We start from the raw sequence: 17,328 nt of genomic DNA, 5'->3' as shown, positions 1-17,328 counted from the left end.
TGCCGAATTTGGCTCGTGATTCAGGGCGAAAGCGCGCCAGCCACGGTCAAAACAGTCCCGGAAATGAACTGCGCCTGGCGCGACGCCAGCCAAAGTGCGGCTTCTGCAATGTCGTCCGGCGTAGCGATGCGGCCCAAAGGTGTGGCTTGGGCCACTGCGGCGGGGCGGTCAGGATTACCTTCGCGTGCATGCAGGTCCGTGGCCGTGGTGCCGACACGCAGGGCCGCCACCCGTATGCCCAAGGGCCCCAGCTCCTTGCCAGCGCCGATCGTCAGCGTTTCAACCGCCCCTTTGGAAGCCGCGTAATGCACATATTCCCCGGGTGAGCCCATGGTGGCCGCGACAGATGACATATTGATGATGGTGCCGCCCGCGCCGCCTGTGTCGCAACGCATACGCCGTATTGCCTCTTGCAGGCAATAGATCGTGCCAAACACATTGGTCGCGAAAGTGTCTCGCAGCGCGTCAGGCGTCAGATCATCCAGCGCGCTCGCTCCGCCAATGATTCCGGCATTGTTGATCAGGCAGGTGATGCGGCCAAGCTCTGCGTCACAGGTATCAAACATCGATGCCACCTCTGAGGGAGCCGACACATCTGCCTGAACGGCCAATGCGCGTGCGCCCTGCGCCTCGCATTGGGACACGGTGCGTTTGGCGCCCTCAGCGTCGGCGCGATAATTGACACAGACGTCATATCCAGACCGGGCGAAGAGCACAGCCGTCGCCGCGCCAATGCCTTTGCTCGCGCCGGTTACAAGGGCAATGCGACGGTCTGTCATGCGGAAGCCCTCGTTTGGCCAGTCTGCGTGTCGGTATGGAGCCATACCATTCGGTCAATAAACCAGAGTTTGCCGCCCATGAGCAGAACAAGCCCCAAAAGCGTTGCCCACAGATCGAGCACCCAAAGCCCATAGGTGAGGGGGCCGAGACCCGAAGCGCTGACCCAAGCGAGTACGTGAGGCGCGCGCCTGTGATGTTCGGGCAGGGGCGCGGCCGCGCGGTTGAGCCAGATCCGCTCGCCCAGAACACCTTTTGACATCCAATTGTCCAAGTGCTCGGGCTTCGCGAAGGCGCGCGGGTTCCACCATGTCCAGACAAGGACCAGGGCCAAGGGGCCAAGTGCCCAAAGCCCCAGCCAGTCCCGGCTCCAGATGGCAGCTGCCAACAAGGGGGGAATCGAAAGCCTGCTCCACCCGCTCCAGGGATTGGCGTGTTTGTCCCACGTGTCCTCATTCATCGCCATCAAGCGTTCTGTCAGGCTGATCTTGCGCATTTGGAAACCCTTCAAGGGATGTGGTTCTTCAATATTTTTTAGTGTCTTATCAGGTTTAGGTACCTTTTTGTATGTTTTTCTTGCGGCCAACCATACCGAAATGTATGCTCGTGGGTGTATAGAAAGGATGACTGCATGACTTCACTTCCCTTTGCGCTTGCCGGTGGCCTCGCAGCCACGTGGCTGCTGATCCACCTTATCTGGGGCGGTCGTGACATCGCGCGCCCCTTGGTCCGCGCGACTTCCCTCGATCCTGTTGTGCGACATACGCAATACCTGTGCTGGCACTTCACCTCCGTGGCCATCGGGTGCATGGCAATTTTCTTTGGGTGGGCGGCTTTGTCAGGGCCCATCGCCATGGCCACAGCGGGCACTTTGCTGGCTCTTGGGTTTTTCTGCGTTGGCGTGGGGTTGGTGGCGGCGCTCAGGGAAAGCCATGCCCGGTTGCCGCAAGGTTGGCTTTTTCTGCCTGTGGCGGCTCTGGGTCTTTGGGGGCATCTGGCATGAAGAAGCGTCGCTTCAAAAAGGACGACTGGCTGCGCCATGGTTTGACGCAATTGTCCGAGAAGGGCCCCGAGGCCGTGAAGCTGGAAGCGATCTGTGCCTCTGCGGGCCTGACGCGGGGGTCGTTCTATCATCACTTTGAGGATCATGACAGTTACCTGCACGCTGTAGCGCGGATGTGGCTCGAAGAGCAGACACATGCGGTGGCGCGCGAAATGGAGGCGGACAGCTCGGCTGATGCGCAAAGCGAAGCGCTCACGGAAGCTGCGATGGGCATAGACTATCGTCTCGAACTGGGGATCCGCGAATTGGCGCGCCGTTTGCCCCCGGTGGCCAAAATCGTGACGCAGGCCGATCAGCTGCGCTTGGGCATTCTGAGCGACCTCTATGCCCGCCGGTTTGGCCTTGAGCCGGCCCGTGCCGAGGCCTTGGCGTTTCTGGAATATGCGGCCTTCAGTGGGCTGATCCTGCTGGAGCCCGACATGCCGCGCGCGCGTCAGATGGCTCTGGCCGAGCTTTACGACACAACCATTGCGACAGCTCTGGGCAAAGGAGACTGACATGCGTCGTGTGATGGTCTGGCTATGGCAACGGGAATTCCTGTGGCGGTTGTCGCGCAGTATCGGTGCCCGTGTCACCCGGGCGGACCTGAGGCGGGTCGAGCACCGGTTGCCGCAGGCCCATATGCCGGGTGTTGATGCTGCGCAGGGGGCTAACCTGATCCTCGCGCGCAGCCTGCATGCCGCTGTGATCTACCTTGAAGAAGATGTCGCACTCGCGCCGGAGCTTGCCGTAGCCCGTGCGCGGGAGGCCTTTGCGGCAACCGGCACGTGGCTCGCGCGGGGCGCTGTGCGCTTGTGGCTGGCGCTGGAGCGTGATCCCTTTGCAGGTGTCGAGACCCGTGGTCCCGCAGCATTGGCCAGAGCGCTTTGGGGGGAGGGCATGGCGCTGGAAGAGCGGCGCCGCCCGCACGAGGTATCGCTCTGCGTGACGCAATGCCCCTTTCAGGAGTATTTCTGGAATGCCGCGCGCTCTGATCTGACGCCGATTGTCTGTGCCTGGGATACCGCTTGGCATGAGGAGATCAATGCGTCGCGCAAGCCCATCCGCGTGGAGATGCGCGGCTGTCTGGCCGAAGGCGCACCGCAGTGCGATTTCACCTTCCGACGCATCCAGTAGCGAGCACGTCTGGACACGAAAGGCGGCAAAGAATGGCCAATATCCTGGCAAAATCAACTTTAAGTTGATGGGTGCGCCTGTGCCGAGTCACACTTCGCCTATTTTAGAGCGGAGATTTCAATGTGGTATTTTATGCAACGCGCCATGACGCGCGGACTCTTGGTTCTTTGGGCCACGTGTTGCGGCACAGCGCTGTGGGCCACCAATCACGAATTCGCAGAACCGGAGGATCGGCCACGCGTTGTGCGGTATGCCTGCTGCGAAACGGTGGACATTTTTAACGGCGCGTCCCTGAACGCGCGGGTCATTGGCCGGCTCAATCGCGAAGAGCTGGTTTATGTGTTCAACCTGCTTGGGCAGGGATTGCCAGCGAGCCTCGCGGGATGCTCGGGCACGCCCGCGCCATGCGGTACGACCTGGGCCGAGATCTATGCAACGGAGCAGCGCATCGAAGGCTTTGTGCCGCTCAATGCTCTTTTCGTCAGAGATCTGATCCCGACGGAGGACCGGTTGCAATACGAGATCGGATTTGAACGGCTCTACACCGGCATCGCCGACGCGTTGCAGGATCAGGTCATCGCGCCTCCGAATTGCGGAGACGCCTCCAATACCAACATGTTCCGCGGATCTGACCTGCCCGGCGATTGGATCATGTCGCCGGACCGCACGATGCGGCGCACCTGCGACAGTCTGGTGGCCATCCCGGCGTATCGGCTGCTGTCTTGCGCGGATTTGGACGAGGACAGCGATGCCTTCGACGCCTGCCGGTTTCGCACCTCAGCGGAATGTGAGGCGGGCGGTCAGCCACGCGCTCCCTCGCGCAGTCTGTCCTTTTGCGAAAAGACCTTCGAGCCGCGCCGTGCGCAATGCCGGATTTGCCGGGATTGGTATGCGCTGACGGGTCAGGATGCGAGTGGATGGAAAACAAATGGTGAGCTGGTGGATGGATGCCTTGCGCAGATCAGTGACCCGCTCACCTGTTTGCCGCCTTCTGGCGGGGGTGGCGGCGGCGGTGGCACACCGGGCGAAACGCCTGCGGCGGGCGACGGCTTTGCGCAAAGCGGCGAGGATGGGGAATGGGACCCCAATGATGTCCCGGGCGCACCTGAGCCGCTTGTTGTTGAGCCGGACGGGCCGCAGAGCCTCGCTGCGGCAGGTGGCGCGCAAGCGGGACAGTCCAATTGCGTGGGCCTGTGTCAGGAGCGGTTGCAAACCTGGCGCGCATCAAGCTGCCGCAACTACATTGGCGCGGCGGATCGTAAATTGCTGGCTGATCATGAGGATTACGCCTGCGGCGAGCTGCCCTTTGGCAAAACCCACCCGCTCTATTTCCTCAATATGGACACAGGCCAGATGTCCGGCGCGCCGGACCCGGATTGGAAGTGGTTGCAATCGGTGCCGTTTGGCGCGGGAGAGAGCCTGATTGTCCAGATGGGTCGGGCCAACCGGCAGACGGGGTATGTGGGTCGGATCAATGACCTGACGCGCGCGGCCGCGAATTGGCGTGTGAATGTGCGCGAGCGGTTGGGGCAACAAAACTTCTGGTTTCGCCTGAAGCCGGTGCGGGGCGCGCGGCTTGAGCTGGAGGCCTGCCTGTTCCTGCCGGGGGTCACGCTGGACACGGTCCCGGTGCGGCCTGATACAACCTCGCAACTGGGCCTTTGGGTCGAAGAGATCGATCTGGGCCGTGTTGCTTTCGATCGGGTTGAGCTGTGTCAGGGGTATACGGTCTCCGCCACGGATGCCTATGCGCTGCGGGTGCGACCCTATCGGTTTGGCGATCTGACGCTCGACATTGCGCCGGGGTCGCTGGAAGGGGTGGACATCACCTACACCGCCCTGACGAATGGCGCGACAGTGGCGGCTCCCGTAGCCAATATTCTGCTCACAGCCTTTCAGATCAAAACCGAAATTGCTGAAGCCCTGTCGTCGTCCGCTGCGGCGGAGAAAATCGCGCAGCTTCTCGTGATTGTATATGAAAACGATATCCGAACGAAGCTCGTGAATACGCTGCAAGACGCCATTGATGCAGGGATAGACGATCTGAACGCTGCAATCGATGCGCCGGATCTTCTGGGGCGCATGTGTGGCGCGCTGGCGCCGGAGGTGCGGCCCAGTGATCCCAGTTTCTGGTTCAACACCTTCTTGCGTTGGCAATGCGATGGATTTGCGGCGGAGCCTGATTTGCGCGCATTCCTCAGCCATTCGGAGAGTGAGGGGCAGGGGTGTTACCGCGAGGATTGGTTTATCAATCCCCAAGACGCGCGCCGCGCGCAATGGTGGACGCCCTATACCGGGCAATCCTGGGCCTATAATCTTGTCAATACCTCAGATCAGGGCTGCCGTGTCGTCGGGGATATCGGCACACGGCTTGATCGCGACACCTGGCCCACCATGATCTGCGCCATGGCGATGCAGAACACCTGGTTCAACGGCACAGCCTTCCCGCGAGAGCGCGCCCTGCAGCGTGCGATCCAGAACAACTGTGCGGGCTTCGTGCGCCAGTCAATGACGCGTTATTATGGCGATGGCAGCGATCTTCAGGATCTCTTTATTCGGGTAAATCAACCCTCCACCCCCGCAGGCGGCATCGGCGAAATTCGACTGGAATAGCCATTCCGCACAAGGGATCAGGGCAGCAGATAGGCATCCTGCCGGCCTTTGAGAAAAGACCAGATGGCGCGGGTAATCCGGTTGGAGCGCGCGCTGTTCCGGAAAAGCCTGATCTCAAGATCCACGGTCCAGTCCGGCGCGCCTGTCTCGACGAGTGCGCCGGTCTCAAGGTCAGGGGTTACGAGGCTGCGCGGCAGCCAGGCCACCCCATCGCCCGCTCGGGCGCGAATGCGTAATGCGCCGGCCATGGAATTTTCATAGACTGTGCGGAGCCGTGGATGCAGGCCGCGCGCGTCAAACATCATATCCAGATGGGCGCCAATGGGCGCGCTGTCGCCAAAGCGCAGGAAGGGCATTTCGATGTCCGTCGCCTCGAAGCGGTAAATCGGCGCGCCGTCCTTGTCGGGTTTGCACACGGCGATGAGCCTGTCATCCCCGATGCGCACGCTGTCTGTCGCTGGGCGGGGCAGGATTTGAGGCGCTTCATAGGCAATCACGAAATCCACATGGCCCTGCTCAAGATCGCGCAGACAATTGGGCAGATCATCCGCCCGCAAACGCGACAGGATGGGCCCGTATGCCTCCTCCAGCGCTTGCAGCCAAGCCGGGTAGAACCGCCATCCGATGGAATGCTGGGTGCCAAAGGTGACGACATAGGTATCTGGTAAAGACTGCGCCTCGAGGATTTGGCTGCGCTCCTGTTCGATGCGTGTCAGTGCCTGAAGGCCAGCCTCCAGCATCTGGTTGCCCGCCTCGGTGAGCGTCACGGGCTGGCGCGAGCGATCCACGAGCGTGACGCCAACCCAGGCTTCGAGTGATTTGATCCGGCGGCTGAACGCAGGCTGGCTCATGTGCCCCATGGTGGCGGCCTGAGAGAAATTGCCGGTCTCCCGGAGACGGTCGAGATCACGAAAGAGCTTGATGTCCATGACGCATGGTCTCACCCGGCGAATGATTATGCAAGTTTTGCATAATGTCATTCAAACATAGCATTAGTGACCGCGCGCGTTCTGGTGCAGGCTCACAGAAGAACACAAAAGGGAGGCTTGCATGGCCGAAGCAGAGATGGTGACGCGTAACGGAGCGCGGATTGATTTTGATCGGTTTCCGCGCACAGCTTTGTGCCACCAGCCGACTCCGATTGAGGCGATGCCGCGGTTGAGTGCGCATCTGGGCGGTCCCACCCTGTTCATCAAGCGCGACGATTGCACGGGGCTGGCCACCGGTGGCAACAAGACACGCAAGTTGGAGTTCCTCGTAGGCGAGGCGCTGGCGCAGGGCGCGGACATGCTGGTGACGCAGGGGGCTGTGCAATCCAACCACGTGCGTCAGACGGCGGCTGCGGCCTGCAAGATGGGCATGGCATGCCACGTGCTGTTGGAGCGCCGCGTGCCGGATCGCGACGCGTCTTACGAGACGACAGGCAATGTCCTGCTCGACAACCTGTTTGGCGCGACCCATGAGTTTCGCGGTCCCGGGCTCGATATGAATGCAGAGGCTGAGGCTGTGGTGGAGCAACTGCGGGCCAAGGGGCACAAGGTCTATTTCATCCCAGGCGGCGGCTCGAACCCCGTCGGCGCGCTGGGATATGCCAATTGCGCTCAGGAGATTGCCGATCAATGCGCGCACACAGGCCAATCCTTTGATTGGCTCGTCATGGGGACAGGCAGCACGGGCACGCAAGCGGGTCTCGTCGCGGGGTTCAGCGCGATCGGGTATGATCTGCCGGTGATGGGCGTCAGCGTGCGCCAACCCAAAGCCCGCCAGGTCGCCGCAGTCCACGGTCTGACCCAGCGCACGGCAGAGAAGCTCGGGGCAGAGGCCGTTCCCGAAAGCAAGATTTTCGTTGATGACGGCTATGTGGGCGAAGGCTACGGCATTCCGGCAGAGTCCACTTTGGAGGCAATCCGCCTCTTGGCGCGGCAAGAAGGGCTTTTGCTTGATCCGGTCTATTCCGCGAAGGGCATGGCAGGCTTGATCGGCATGATCCGGCAGGGTTTCTTCAAGCCCAGCGACAATATCCTGTTTCTGCATACCGGAGGGGCCACAGCGCTCTTCGCCTATGAAGATCAACTCACGTAACAATGACGCATAAAAGGCCGGAAAACGGCTGACCAACAGAGGAGAAGACCATGAAAACACATTTGAAATCAACGGTCATAGCGGCCACGATCAGCGCCTTCGCGCTGCCGGCTTTCGCATCGGAAGAGGTCAAGATCGGCGTGCCATCCTGGACCGGGGCGCAGGCAATCGCCCATGTTCTGGGCGAAGTTGTCTCGTCACGCATCGGCGGCACGGTTGAATACGTGCCGGGCAACAATGCCACGATCTTCCAGGCGATGGATCAGGGCAAGGGTGACATTGACGTGCATCCCGATGTCTGGCTGCCCAATCAGGAAAGCTTCACGAAGAAATACGTCGATGAAGCGGGCACGGTAACGCTCTCGTCCAATCCCTATCAGGGCAACCAGGGCTTCTGCGTTACGCAGGATTTCGGCGCCAAGATGAACATCACCGATATCGCCGATCTGGGCCGCCCCGATGTGGCCATGGCGATGGACAGCGATGGCAATGGCAAGGGCGAGATGTGGATCGGCGCGCCGGGCTGGGCCTCGGCCAATGTGAACGAAGTCAAGACGCGTGATTACGGCCTGCTGGATTTCATCGAGCCCATCCGCGCCGAGGAAGCCGTCAAGACGGCGCGCATCAAGGACAGCATCGCCAAGGGCGAGGGATATGCGTTCTATTGCTACAAGCCCCATGCGGTCTGGTTCATGTTTGACGTACAGATGCTGTCAGAGCCGACCTTCGATCCGGCCAAATACACCATGGTGCAGCCCTCTGATGACGCGGATTGGTATGAGAAATCCATGGTCGCGACGAAAGACGCGCTCAAGGATGTCCAGATCGCCTGGTCCAACTCGCTGGAGGATCGCTCACCAGCCATCGCGGAATTCTTTGCGAATTTCGCGCTGACGGCGGATGACGTGAGCGGTCTGGCCTTTGAGATCAGCGCCAACGGAGTGGATCCGGCAGACGCGGCCAAGGCTTGGGTCGCGGCGAATTCCGATCGCGTTGACGGCTGGCTCGGTCTCTGACGACCTTCACGTCCGTGAGTGGGTAATATCGGAGGGCGCGGGACCATGACCCGCGCCCTCCCAAAGCGGCACTGAAAACGGCACTGGCAGCGCGGAAACAGGGAATGGGCTCAATGACCGATGATACCGTGATTGAGATTTCCAATGTCTGGAAGATTTTTGGCGCCGCTGCCCAAGAGGCCCTGAAGGCGATCCGTGAGCGCGGCCTGAACAAGGCGGAGGTGCTTGCGGAGATGGGCGCTGTGGTCGGTGTTGCGGACGTGAGCCTTTCGGTCAATCGTGGCGAGATTTTCTGCATCATGGGGCTCTCTGGCAGCGGCAAGTCGACTTTGGTGCGTCACTTCAATCGGTTGCTGGAGCCCACCGCGGGCAAGATCGAGATCGAAGGCACCGATGTCATGGCGCTCGGACCGCGGGAATTGCAGAAATTCCGCAATCAGAAAATCGGCATGGTCTTTCAGAACTTTGCCCTGATGCCGCATCGCTCTGTTCTGGATAACGTGGCGATGCCGCTGGAAATTCGCAACGTGCCCAAGAATGAACGTATGCGGCAGGCGGCGGCCATTCTCGACATTGTGGAGCTTGGCGCCTGGGGGGCCAAATTTGCCCATGAGCTCTCAGGCGGGATGCAGCAGCGGGTGGGCCTTGCCCGCGCGTTGGCGGCAAACCCCGATGTGCTCTTGATGGACGAGCCGTTCTCTGCGCTTGATCCGCTGATCCGCAGGCAATTGCAGGACGAGTTCATTCGCCTGTCCAAAATTCTGAAAAAGACAACGATTTTCATCACCCATGATCTCGATGAGGCCGTCCGCATCGGGGACCGGATTGCGATCATGCGCGATGGCAAGATGGTCCAGATGGGAACGGCTGAGGATATCGTGATGCACCCCGCCGATGATTACGTGGCCGATTTCGTGGCCGGGATCTCGCGGCTCAAGGTCGTTCATGCCCATGCGGTGATGCGGCCTGTCGATGAGGTTGTGGCCCAAAACGGACCACTGGCCGCCGATGCGCCACGGGTCGGCGAGAGTGAGACGCTGAGCACGCTTATCAACCTTGCCATTGATGACGAACACCCGATCATCGTTGCCAAGGACGGTGTCGATCTGGGCGTCATCACCCGCGCGGATCTCTTGCGCACTGTGATCGAGGGGACGGAAGTATCATGAGCGATGCCACGACAGATCTGGGTGTGAACCCGCTGGAAGATACCGAATCCGACGCCGCGCAGGCCTATGCTGAGGAGCGCCGCGCCAATATCCGCACCTTTGTGCGCACCAATCCCGATTACTACATCCGCATGTTTGACAAGATCGGGGCTTCCGCAAATTTCACCCCGACATTCAACCTCTTTGCGGGCCTTTTCGGGCCGGTCTGGTTTGGCGCACGCGGTCTTTGGAACTGGGCCCTGCCGTTTCTCATCCTCGAGACGCTTGCCCTCGTGCAGATCGCGCGTGGTCTCTTCGGGGATCTGGCAGCTGATGCGATGGCGCGGATTGCCTCTATTGAGGGCACGTTGGAGCTGCGCCGCCAACAGCTGGCGGCTGCCATTGAGAATGGTTCCGACAGGGTTGATGCCTTCCGACGCACGGTAGAGTCCCTGGAGGCCAATATCGGCGGCATCCGTGCCGAGGCGGAAGCGCTGGCCGCGGAAGGCCCCACAATCGCTTTGACCGGTGTGGTTCTTCTGGCTCTGGTGAAGCTTGTGCAGGCTTTCAGCGCCAATACCGCCCTTGAAGCACGGTTCTCGGATTGGCTCAGTGATCGCAGCGTCCGATCCGGACTGCCCGTGCAGCAGATTGTCTTCAGCGCGATTTTCATGGCGTTGATCGCCATTGCGGCGATGGTGCATTACTCATTCCCGGGCCGCTTTGGTCTGCTCACGGAATTCCCCACGGACCCGGATATCCGGCTGGTCAGCATTGATGGCGTGGAGGGGTTCTTCAACTGGGCGGTGATCAACGGTGAGGCGCTGTTTGATGGCATTACCTATGTCATCCGCCTTGTGCTGGACGCCCTGGAGATCGTTTTTGTCTCCACACCCTGGATCGTGATTGCGTCGCTTATTATCCTGCTCACTTGGCTGACCGCTGGCGTGCGCATGGCGATCTACTCAGGCGCTTTCCTCGCCTACATGGGTCTCTTGGGCTTTTGGGAAAAAGCCATGACGACGCTTGCTTTGCTGGGTACAGCCGCCTGTCTGTCCATCCTCATCGGCATCCCGCTGGGCATGTTTGCCGCGCGCCGTCCGCGGTTTTATGCAGCGATCCAGCCGGTTATGGATTTCATGCAAACCATGCCCGCTTTCGTCTTCATGATCCCGGTCATTGCCTTTTTCGGCACGGGCAAGCCTGCTGCCGTTGTCACGACCATGATCTTTGGGGGCACACCGGTTGTGCGTCTCACCGTTCTGGGGCTGCGCGGGGTGCCTGAAAGCGTGCGCGAAGCGGCGATCAGTTTTGGGGCCAACAAGTGGTATTTGCTGACCAAGGTTGATCTGCCGCTGGCCAGCCCCTCCATCCGGGCGGGGATCAATCAGACGATTATGCTGTCGCTGGCCATGGTGGTTGTGGCGTCTCTCATCGGGGCGAAAGGGTTGGGCGAAGACGTGCTGGAGGCGCTGCAATATGCCAATGTGGGGCAGGGGATCCTCGCCGGGTTTTCGATCCTGTTTTGTGCCATGATCCTCGATCGTATCGTGCAGGGCGGGCGCAAGTGATCCCACTGGTCCTTGTGCATGGGTTCATGGGCGGGGCGGCGCAATGGGCGGATCAAACGCCGTTGTCCGCCAAACGAGAGCTTGTGTGCGTCGATCTTCCGGGCTTTGGCGCCAATGCCGGGATGGCGCCGCTCACCTCCATTGCCGCCTATGCGGATTGGGTTTTGGATGCGCTCGACCGGGAAGGGCACACGCGCTTTGATCTTCTGGGCCATTCGATGGGGGGCATGATCGTGCAGGATATGGCGCGCCGGGCCCCTGAGCGTCTGCGCAAGCTGGTGCTCTATGCCACGGGGGCTGTTGGCGTTCTTCCTGAACGTTTCGAGCCGATTGCCGTGTCCATGGAGCGCGCGCGCATGGATGGCGCGCAGGCCACGGCGCAGCGGATCTCGGCCACGTGGTTCTTGCATGGCGACAAAGCCGCCGGATACCCGGCCTGCTCGCATGTTGCGCAACGCGCGGGGCTCCCCGCGATCCTGGCAGGCCTGGCGGCGATGCGCGAGTGGTCCGGCGCCGAAACGCTGCATCAGATCGCAGCCCCGACGCTGGTTATTTGGGGCGATCAGGATCGAACCTATGGCTGGCCCCAGATAGAGCGCCTGTGGACGACAATTCCCGAATGCCAGCTTGCTGTCGTGCCAAACTGCGCCCATGCCGTGCATATGGAGGAGCCGGTACTCTTCAATGCGCTGCTGTCGCGCTTCTTGGAGTGAGCTGCGCCCGACTCCCAAAAAGTGTATTTACACCAAAATCTTGTCGGGCTTGGCTCAACTGACACGTGAGCAGAGAGAACCTGTCTTATCTCCGGTGTCCGCTTACCTCAGGCTTTCAAATCCTCAAGGATCAAATCCGAGGCTTTCTCGCCAATCATGATCGCCGGTGCGTTGGTATTGCCGGACACGATCTCCGGCATGATCGAGCAATCGGCCACGCGCAGACCTTGGATGCCATGCACCCGCAGCCGGGCGTCCACGACACTCATGGCATCCGAGCCCATTTTGCAGGTGCCGGTGGGATGATAGATCGAGGCGGTATTGTTGCGCACCCAATCGAGCGTCGCTTCATCATCCTCCATGGGCAGATCGGCATGGGGCCGGAACTCTTCCGAGATCTTCTCCGTCAACGGCGCGTGCCGTGCGATTTTTCGTGCGATTTTCACACCGGCCACGGCGGTCTGGCAATCGGTCTCTGCGGAGAGGTAATTCGGTATGATCTTCGGGTACGCGCGCGGATCTGACGAGGCGAGGCGGATTTCCCCTTTGGATTCGGGGCGCAGCTGGCACACCGACATGGTGAAGGCGGAAAACGGGTCCGCGCCTTTGCCGGGGTTTTCTGCAGAGAGCGGCTGCACGTGGAACTGGATGTCGGGCGTTTCCAGATCAGACCGCGTTTTGAGAAAGCCTGTGGCGAGGCTGGCGGCCATGGTCATCGGGCCTGTGCGCGTCGTCAGGTATCGCCAGCCAATTTTGGCCTGACCGAGAAGCGAGCTGACCTCATCATTCAGGGTGGGTTCGTTGCATTTGTAGACGAGCCGCGCCTGAAGGTGGTCTTGCAGGTTTTTGCCGACGCCCGGCAAATCCGCCAAAACCTCGATCCCGTGGTCTTTGAGCTGATCTGCCTCGCCCAGCCCGGAAACCATCAGCAACTGCGGCGAATTGATGGACCCACCGGAGAGAACGATCTCCTTGTTCGCGCGGATTTCATGCATATCGCCGGATTTGTTGCGGTACGCGATGCCGACCGCGCGTTTTCCCTCGAACAGGATGCGATCGGCCTGCGCATTGGTGATGATGCGCAGGTTGCGCCGACCGCGAGCGGGCCCGAGATAGGCGACGGCAGAAGAGCAGCGCCGACCGTTGCGGGCCGTGAGTTGGAAAAAGCCAACCCCCTCCTGTTCGGCGCCATTGTAATCGGGATTGAACTTGTAGCCAGCCGCTTGAGCCGCTTCGACCCAGGCATTGGTGATGGGGCGTTCAATGCGCATGTTGGACACGTGCAAGGGCCCGCCGGTGCCATGGAACTCATCGGCGCCGCGCTCGTTGTTTTCGGCGCGTTTGAAAAGGGGGAGCACGTCTTGCCAGCTCCAGCCGGTATTGCCCATCTGCGCCCAGCGGTCGTAATCCTGCGATTGGCCGCGCACATAGAGCAGACCGTTGAGGGAGGACGAGCCGCCCAGAACACGGCCACGGGGCCATTCGATGGATCTCCCGTTCAGCCCGGGATCGGGCTCTGTCTTATAACACCAGTCCACGGACGGGTTGTGTATCGTCTTGAAATAGCCAACGGGGATGTGGATCCAGGGGTTCAAATCTCTCGGACCGGCTTCCAGCAAAACCACATTCAAATCGGGACTGGCGCTCAGTCTGTTGGCCAGAACGCATCCTGCAGAGCCTGCGCCTACGATGACAATATCTGCATTCACGACAAATTTTCCTCCCATTGGCAAAAAAAGCCTATGCAGAAGCGCCAAGATATTCTAGCCTTTTTTTTGATATAAAACGTCTCAATAATGAGCAAAACGGGAGGAAAGAATGGGATTATTTGACCGTGTGAAGGGCGTATCTCGCCGCGATTTTTTCAGAATTGCCGGGACTTACGGGATGAGCTCTACCTTGCTGGCGGCAGGCACCTTTGGGGGTGCGATGACGGCAGCCAATCTCGCGAAGGCGGCTGAATCCACCTACAACAAGCGTTTTTCCAAGGAAGCGAAGCACACTCTGAAGTTCGGCGCAGCCGGCTTCAACCCGCAAAACCTGCTCATCGAGCGGGCCGGGTGCCTTGAGTTTGCCCGCGATCTCGAAGAGCGCACCGACGGCGAAATTCGCATCGAATTCATCGGCAACAACCAGATCTGTGGCCAGCTGTCCTGCGTTGAGAAAGCGCAGCAGGGGATCATCGACCTCTATGCGGCCTCGACACAGAACTCCGCCGGTGGCGCGCCTTACCTGAACGTGTTGGACTATGCCTACATGTTCCGTTCGCGTGCGGACCAGTATTACTTCATGTACTCGCCCGAGAGCCAGCGCATCCTGCGTGAGCCCTTCGAGAAGCGCCATGGCCTGAAGTTCCTCTTCACCCATGCCGAACTGCGCGGCATCATGATGGGCCAGAACTTCGCGGACAAACCGACTGTCACGAAGATCGAAGACATCATGGGCACGAAAAACCGCGTCACGGGCACGCAGCTCGGCCGGATTGCCATGAACGCGCTCAACCTGAACCCGGTTCCTGTGGCATGGGAGGAGACACTCGACGGCCTGAAGCAGGGGCTGATCGATGGCGCCGAGACATGGGCCTCGGCCGTGGCTTACGCCAACATGTCGCCGGTCGTGAGCCAGGTTGTCGATCTGCGGTTCTTCTGCGGGACAGAGCACACAGCCATGAACGCATCCACATTCGACGGTCTGGGCGGCGAATTGCAGGACGCGGTAATGGAAAGCTCCTACCTGACGCAGGTCCACGTGCAGGCTGCCAACGAAGCAGCGCTCGTCAACACAGTGGGTCACACCAACCCGCCGCGTCCGGGCACGATCTTCGATCAGCACGGTGTCCGCGTTGCGGCCCTGGCCGACGAAGAGGTGCGCAAGGCCGAAGAAATGTGTTCGCCCGAATTCCAGCCGCAGCTCTGGGAGCAGTGGCGTGAGCGGATCAACGGCTGGGCCGGTGGCATCGACACCTACCAGGACATCTACAACGAAGTGCGCAACAACCCGCACACATTGGCTGAAAACGTCGAGCCCCGTCGCTGGTGGCGTGGCTAATCGACCCCAGGTCGGTTTTCAGCAATGACATATGTCCCCGGGCAGAACGTGCCCGGGGCCTTTAACGACTTTCTTCAGACATTTCGCGTCGCGCGTCTCACTGTGACGAAACAGGCGTGTGCCGCACCCAGGGAGGGGTTCCGTCATGGAAGTTATTGCGGGCATGGGAGAGATACTCTCCGCGCTCTTGGCCAATGATTCATTCGAGTTGCAAAGCGTCATGCGCAACAACCCCGGCCTGTGGCCGCTTGGGTTGGTTGTGACGTTGGTGGGAGGGGCGCTTGTCGCGGTTCTCTACAAGGCGGTTCCTCTGGTGGAAAAGCACCTTGAGCCTGCGGTCATGGTCGTGGCCTATCTCGCCATCGGCTACATCATTTTCTCGGGTGTGGTGCAGCGGTTCTTTCTCGATGGTCAGCCGCCCTGGTCGACGACGATTCCGCCCTTCCTGTTCCTCGTCATGACCTGGGTCGGGTGCAGCTATAACGTCAAACTGCGCACACATCTGGCGTTTGCTGAATTCCGCAAAGCCTCCCCCCGTCCGGTGCAACTTGTCTTGCTCATGGTGGATGCGGTCCTTTGGATTGGTTTTGCGTGGATCGTGATCGTCACGACGACGCAGGAGAGCGTGCGCGCCGCCGCCAACTTCGCCATTATGCTGGGCACCGACAACGTGCTTCAGTGGTGGTTCCTTGCGACAGTGCCGGTTGCGTTCATCCTGCTGACGGCACGGGTGTTGCAAAACGCGGCGGATGATCTGCGCCGCTACCGCGATGGCAGCGATATGATCGAAGCGGCTGTGATTGGAGGTGACGCATGACCGATGCAACAATCATCACAGCCATCTCCATTGGCGTGACCTTCCTCTTCATGATGGGCGTGCCTGTCTTTCTGGTCATTGGCTATTGGGTCATTGGCATGTCGTTCCTGCTGGAATTGCCCCTCCTGAACATGGGCGCGGCGCTTCAGGATGTCTTCACAGACGGTTTTGCACTTCTGGCAATGCCGCTCTTTATTCTGACGGGTGACCTGATCAACCGCTCGGGCATCGCCCGGCGTCTGTCTGACTTCGCCTATTCCTGCCTGGGTTGGATCCGGGGCGGGTTGGCCATGGCCTCGCTCGGGGCCTGCGGGCTCTTTGCCGCGATCTCGGGCTCCAACTCGGCCACAACGGCGACCATCGGCTCGATGCTGCATCCCGAAATGGTCAAGGGCGGCTATGACGAGCGCTTTTCGGCGGCCACGGCTGCTGCGGGCGGCACAGTGGGGATCATCATCCCGCCCTCGATCATCTTCATCGTCTACGGCTTCTTGCTGAACCTGCCGATCTCAGACCTCTTCATGGCAGGAATTATTCCCGGCGCGCTGATGGTTCTGGGCATGATGGTGGCCTGTTTCGTGGTTTGCCTGAAAAACGGCTGGGGCTTTATCATTGGGCTGGATGCGGTCCGTGTGCTCAAGACGTCCATCGGGGCATGGCTGGGCTTCTTTGCCATCGGCCTCGTGCTCTGGGGCATCTACACCGGTAAGTTCTCGCCCACGGAAGCGGCCGGCGTGACGGTCGGTTTCGGCATCATCGCGGGTCTGCTGAGCTGGGTCGTGACGAAGATCTTCTCGATGGATCAAAGCCTCGATTGGTCGCAGAAGTCGATCCCGGGCATGATGGTCGTTGAAGGCTTCACCATCCCCGAGATCCCCGGAATCGTGATGCGGTCGGCCCAGATTACGGGCATCCTCGCACCGCTGATCGCGGTGTCCGTGGTGATGCAGCAGATCCTCTCGCTCTTGGGTGCGCAGCAGGTGATCGGCGATTTCGTGACATCCATGGGCGGCTATCACGCGGTTCTGTTCACGGCGATGGCGATTGTCTTTGTCTCGGGCATGATCCTGGAATCCCTGCCGGTGACGATCATTCTCGCCCCGATCCTGGCCCCGATTGCGGCGAGCGTCGGCGTCGATCCGATCCACTTCTCGGTGATCTTCCTCGTGGGGGCCTCGATTGGCTTCATCACACCACCCTACGGCCTCAACCTCTATGTGGCCTCTGGTGTGACGGGGGTGCCGTACTTCCAGCTTCTGCCCTATGCGACGCTCTATCTGGTGTCCTTGCTCGTGGTCTGGGTAACAGTCGCCTTGACACCGCAGCTGGCCTTGTACCTTGTGGAAATAGGGCGATAGTGTTGG

Annotated in this window: 16 protein-coding genes; 12 read left to right on the top strand and 4 right to left on the bottom strand. The window is 60.4% G+C overall.

Features of this window, described 5'->3' with window-relative positions:
- Positions 1 to 20 precede the first annotated feature (20 nt).
- Together ACP15S_RS10185 and ACP15S_RS10180 are read right to left on the bottom strand one after the other, a co-directional pair.
- On the bottom strand, positions 21 to 779 hold the full coding sequence (locus ACP15S_RS10185; protein ID WP_425039463.1) for an SDR family oxidoreductase: 759 nt from the start codon (positions 777 to 779) through the stop codon (positions 21 to 23).
- A complete protein-coding gene (locus tag ACP15S_RS10180; RefSeq protein WP_425039462.1) occupies positions 776 to 1,273 on the bottom strand; it encodes a DUF6653 family protein in 498 nt (165 codons plus the stop codon). The genes ACP15S_RS10185 and ACP15S_RS10180 overlap by 4 nt, the downstream gene beginning before the upstream one ends.
- 135 nt (positions 1,274 to 1,408) lie before the next feature.
- Between ACP15S_RS10180 and ACP15S_RS10175 the strand changes: the two genes are divergently transcribed.
- The 4 genes from ACP15S_RS10175 to ACP15S_RS10160 all read left to right on the top strand — a co-directional run bounded on the left by ACP15S_RS10175 (position 1,409) and on the right by ACP15S_RS10160 (position 5,569).
- On the top strand, positions 1,409 to 1,780 hold the full coding sequence (locus tag ACP15S_RS10175; RefSeq protein WP_425039461.1) for a hypothetical protein: 372 nt from the start codon (positions 1,409 to 1,411) through the stop codon (positions 1,778 to 1,780).
- Positions 1,777 to 2,337 carry a TetR/AcrR family transcriptional regulator gene (locus tag ACP15S_RS10170; RefSeq protein WP_425039460.1) on the top strand — a complete coding sequence of 187 codons (561 nt, stop codon included), beginning with the start codon at positions 1,777 to 1,779 and terminating at the stop codon, positions 2,335 to 2,337. Before ACP15S_RS10175 ends, ACP15S_RS10170 begins: the two co-directional genes overlap by 4 nt.
- A gap of 1 nt (position 2,338) precedes the next feature.
- The gene (locus ACP15S_RS10165) at positions 2,339 to 2,956 is read left to right on the top strand and encodes an L-2-amino-thiazoline-4-carboxylic acid hydrolase (RefSeq protein WP_425039459.1); all 618 of its coding nucleotides are present in this window, start codon (positions 2,339 to 2,341) and stop codon (positions 2,954 to 2,956) included.
- A 144-nt stretch (positions 2,957 to 3,100) separates the two neighbouring features.
- Positions 3,101 to 5,569: a hypothetical protein gene (locus ACP15S_RS10160; protein ID WP_425039458.1), complete on the top strand. Its 2,469-nt coding sequence runs from the start codon at positions 3,101 to 3,103 to the stop codon at positions 5,567 to 5,569.
- 17 nt (positions 5,570 to 5,586) lie between these two features.
- Here the strand turns inward: ACP15S_RS10160 and ACP15S_RS10155 are convergent, their stop codons facing one another.
- Positions 5,587 to 6,498, bottom strand: a complete 912-nt coding sequence (locus tag ACP15S_RS10155) for a LysR family transcriptional regulator (protein WP_425039457.1) — start codon at positions 6,496 to 6,498, stop codon at positions 5,587 to 5,589.
- 121 nt (positions 6,499 to 6,619) lie between these two features.
- On the opposite strand from ACP15S_RS10155, the gene ACP15S_RS10150 reads away from it, so the two are divergent.
- From ACP15S_RS10150 to ACP15S_RS10130, 5 genes are all read left to right on the top strand, one after another.
- Positions 6,620 to 7,651, top strand: coding sequence for a D-cysteine desulfhydrase (locus tag ACP15S_RS10150; protein WP_425039456.1), 1,032 nt, complete (start codon positions 6,620 to 6,622; stop codon positions 7,649 to 7,651).
- A gap of 50 nt (positions 7,652 to 7,701) precedes the next feature.
- Positions 7,702 to 8,667 carry a glycine betaine ABC transporter substrate-binding protein gene (locus ACP15S_RS10145; protein ID WP_425039455.1) on the top strand — a complete coding sequence of 322 codons (966 nt, stop codon included), beginning with the start codon at positions 7,702 to 7,704 and terminating at the stop codon, positions 8,665 to 8,667.
- A 113-nt stretch (positions 8,668 to 8,780) separates the two neighbouring features.
- Positions 8,781 to 9,836 (top strand): quaternary amine ABC transporter ATP-binding protein, encoded by a 1,056-nt coding sequence (locus ACP15S_RS10140; RefSeq protein ID WP_425039454.1) that lies wholly within the window; start codon positions 8,781 to 8,783, stop codon positions 9,834 to 9,836.
- On the top strand, positions 9,833 to 11,386 hold the full coding sequence (locus tag ACP15S_RS10135; RefSeq protein WP_425039453.1) for an ABC transporter permease: 1,554 nt from the start codon (positions 9,833 to 9,835) through the stop codon (positions 11,384 to 11,386). The genes ACP15S_RS10140 and ACP15S_RS10135 overlap by 4 nt, the downstream gene beginning before the upstream one ends.
- A complete protein-coding gene (locus ACP15S_RS10130; RefSeq protein WP_425039452.1) occupies positions 11,383 to 12,099 on the top strand; it encodes an alpha/beta fold hydrolase in 717 nt (238 codons plus the stop codon). Before ACP15S_RS10135 ends, ACP15S_RS10130 begins: the two co-directional genes overlap by 4 nt.
- A 107-nt stretch (positions 12,100 to 12,206) precedes the next feature.
- Here ACP15S_RS10130 and ACP15S_RS10125 read toward each other — a convergent pair whose 3' ends face one another.
- The gene (locus ACP15S_RS10125) at positions 12,207 to 13,826 is read right to left on the bottom strand and encodes a GMC family oxidoreductase (protein ID WP_425039451.1); all 1,620 of its coding nucleotides are present in this window, start codon (positions 13,824 to 13,826) and stop codon (positions 12,207 to 12,209) included.
- Between the two features lie 91 nt (positions 13,827 to 13,917).
- On the opposite strand from ACP15S_RS10125, the gene ACP15S_RS10120 reads away from it, so the two are divergent.
- The 3 genes from ACP15S_RS10120 (at position 13,918) to ACP15S_RS10110 (ending at position 17,322) form a co-directional block, all read left to right on the top strand.
- A complete protein-coding gene (locus tag ACP15S_RS10120) occupies positions 13,918 to 15,147 on the top strand; it encodes a TRAP transporter substrate-binding protein (protein ID WP_425039450.1) in 1,230 nt (409 codons plus the stop codon).
- Between the two features lie 145 nt (positions 15,148 to 15,292).
- Positions 15,293 to 15,964, top strand: coding sequence for a TRAP transporter small permease (locus ACP15S_RS10115; RefSeq protein WP_425039449.1), 672 nt, complete (start codon positions 15,293 to 15,295; stop codon positions 15,962 to 15,964).
- A complete protein-coding gene (locus ACP15S_RS10110) occupies positions 15,961 to 17,322 on the top strand; it encodes a TRAP transporter large permease (protein ID WP_425039448.1) in 1,362 nt (453 codons plus the stop codon). Before ACP15S_RS10115 ends, ACP15S_RS10110 begins: the two co-directional genes overlap by 4 nt.
- Positions 17,323 to 17,328 lie beyond the last annotated feature (6 nt).

Source organism: Primorskyibacter sp. S187A, from assembly GCF_049800955.1.
In the GTDB taxonomy this organism is placed as follows: Bacteria; Pseudomonadota; Alphaproteobacteria; order Rhodobacterales; family Rhodobacteraceae; genus JAKVBH01.
This window is presented reverse-complemented; position numbering and strand designations above follow the sequence as displayed.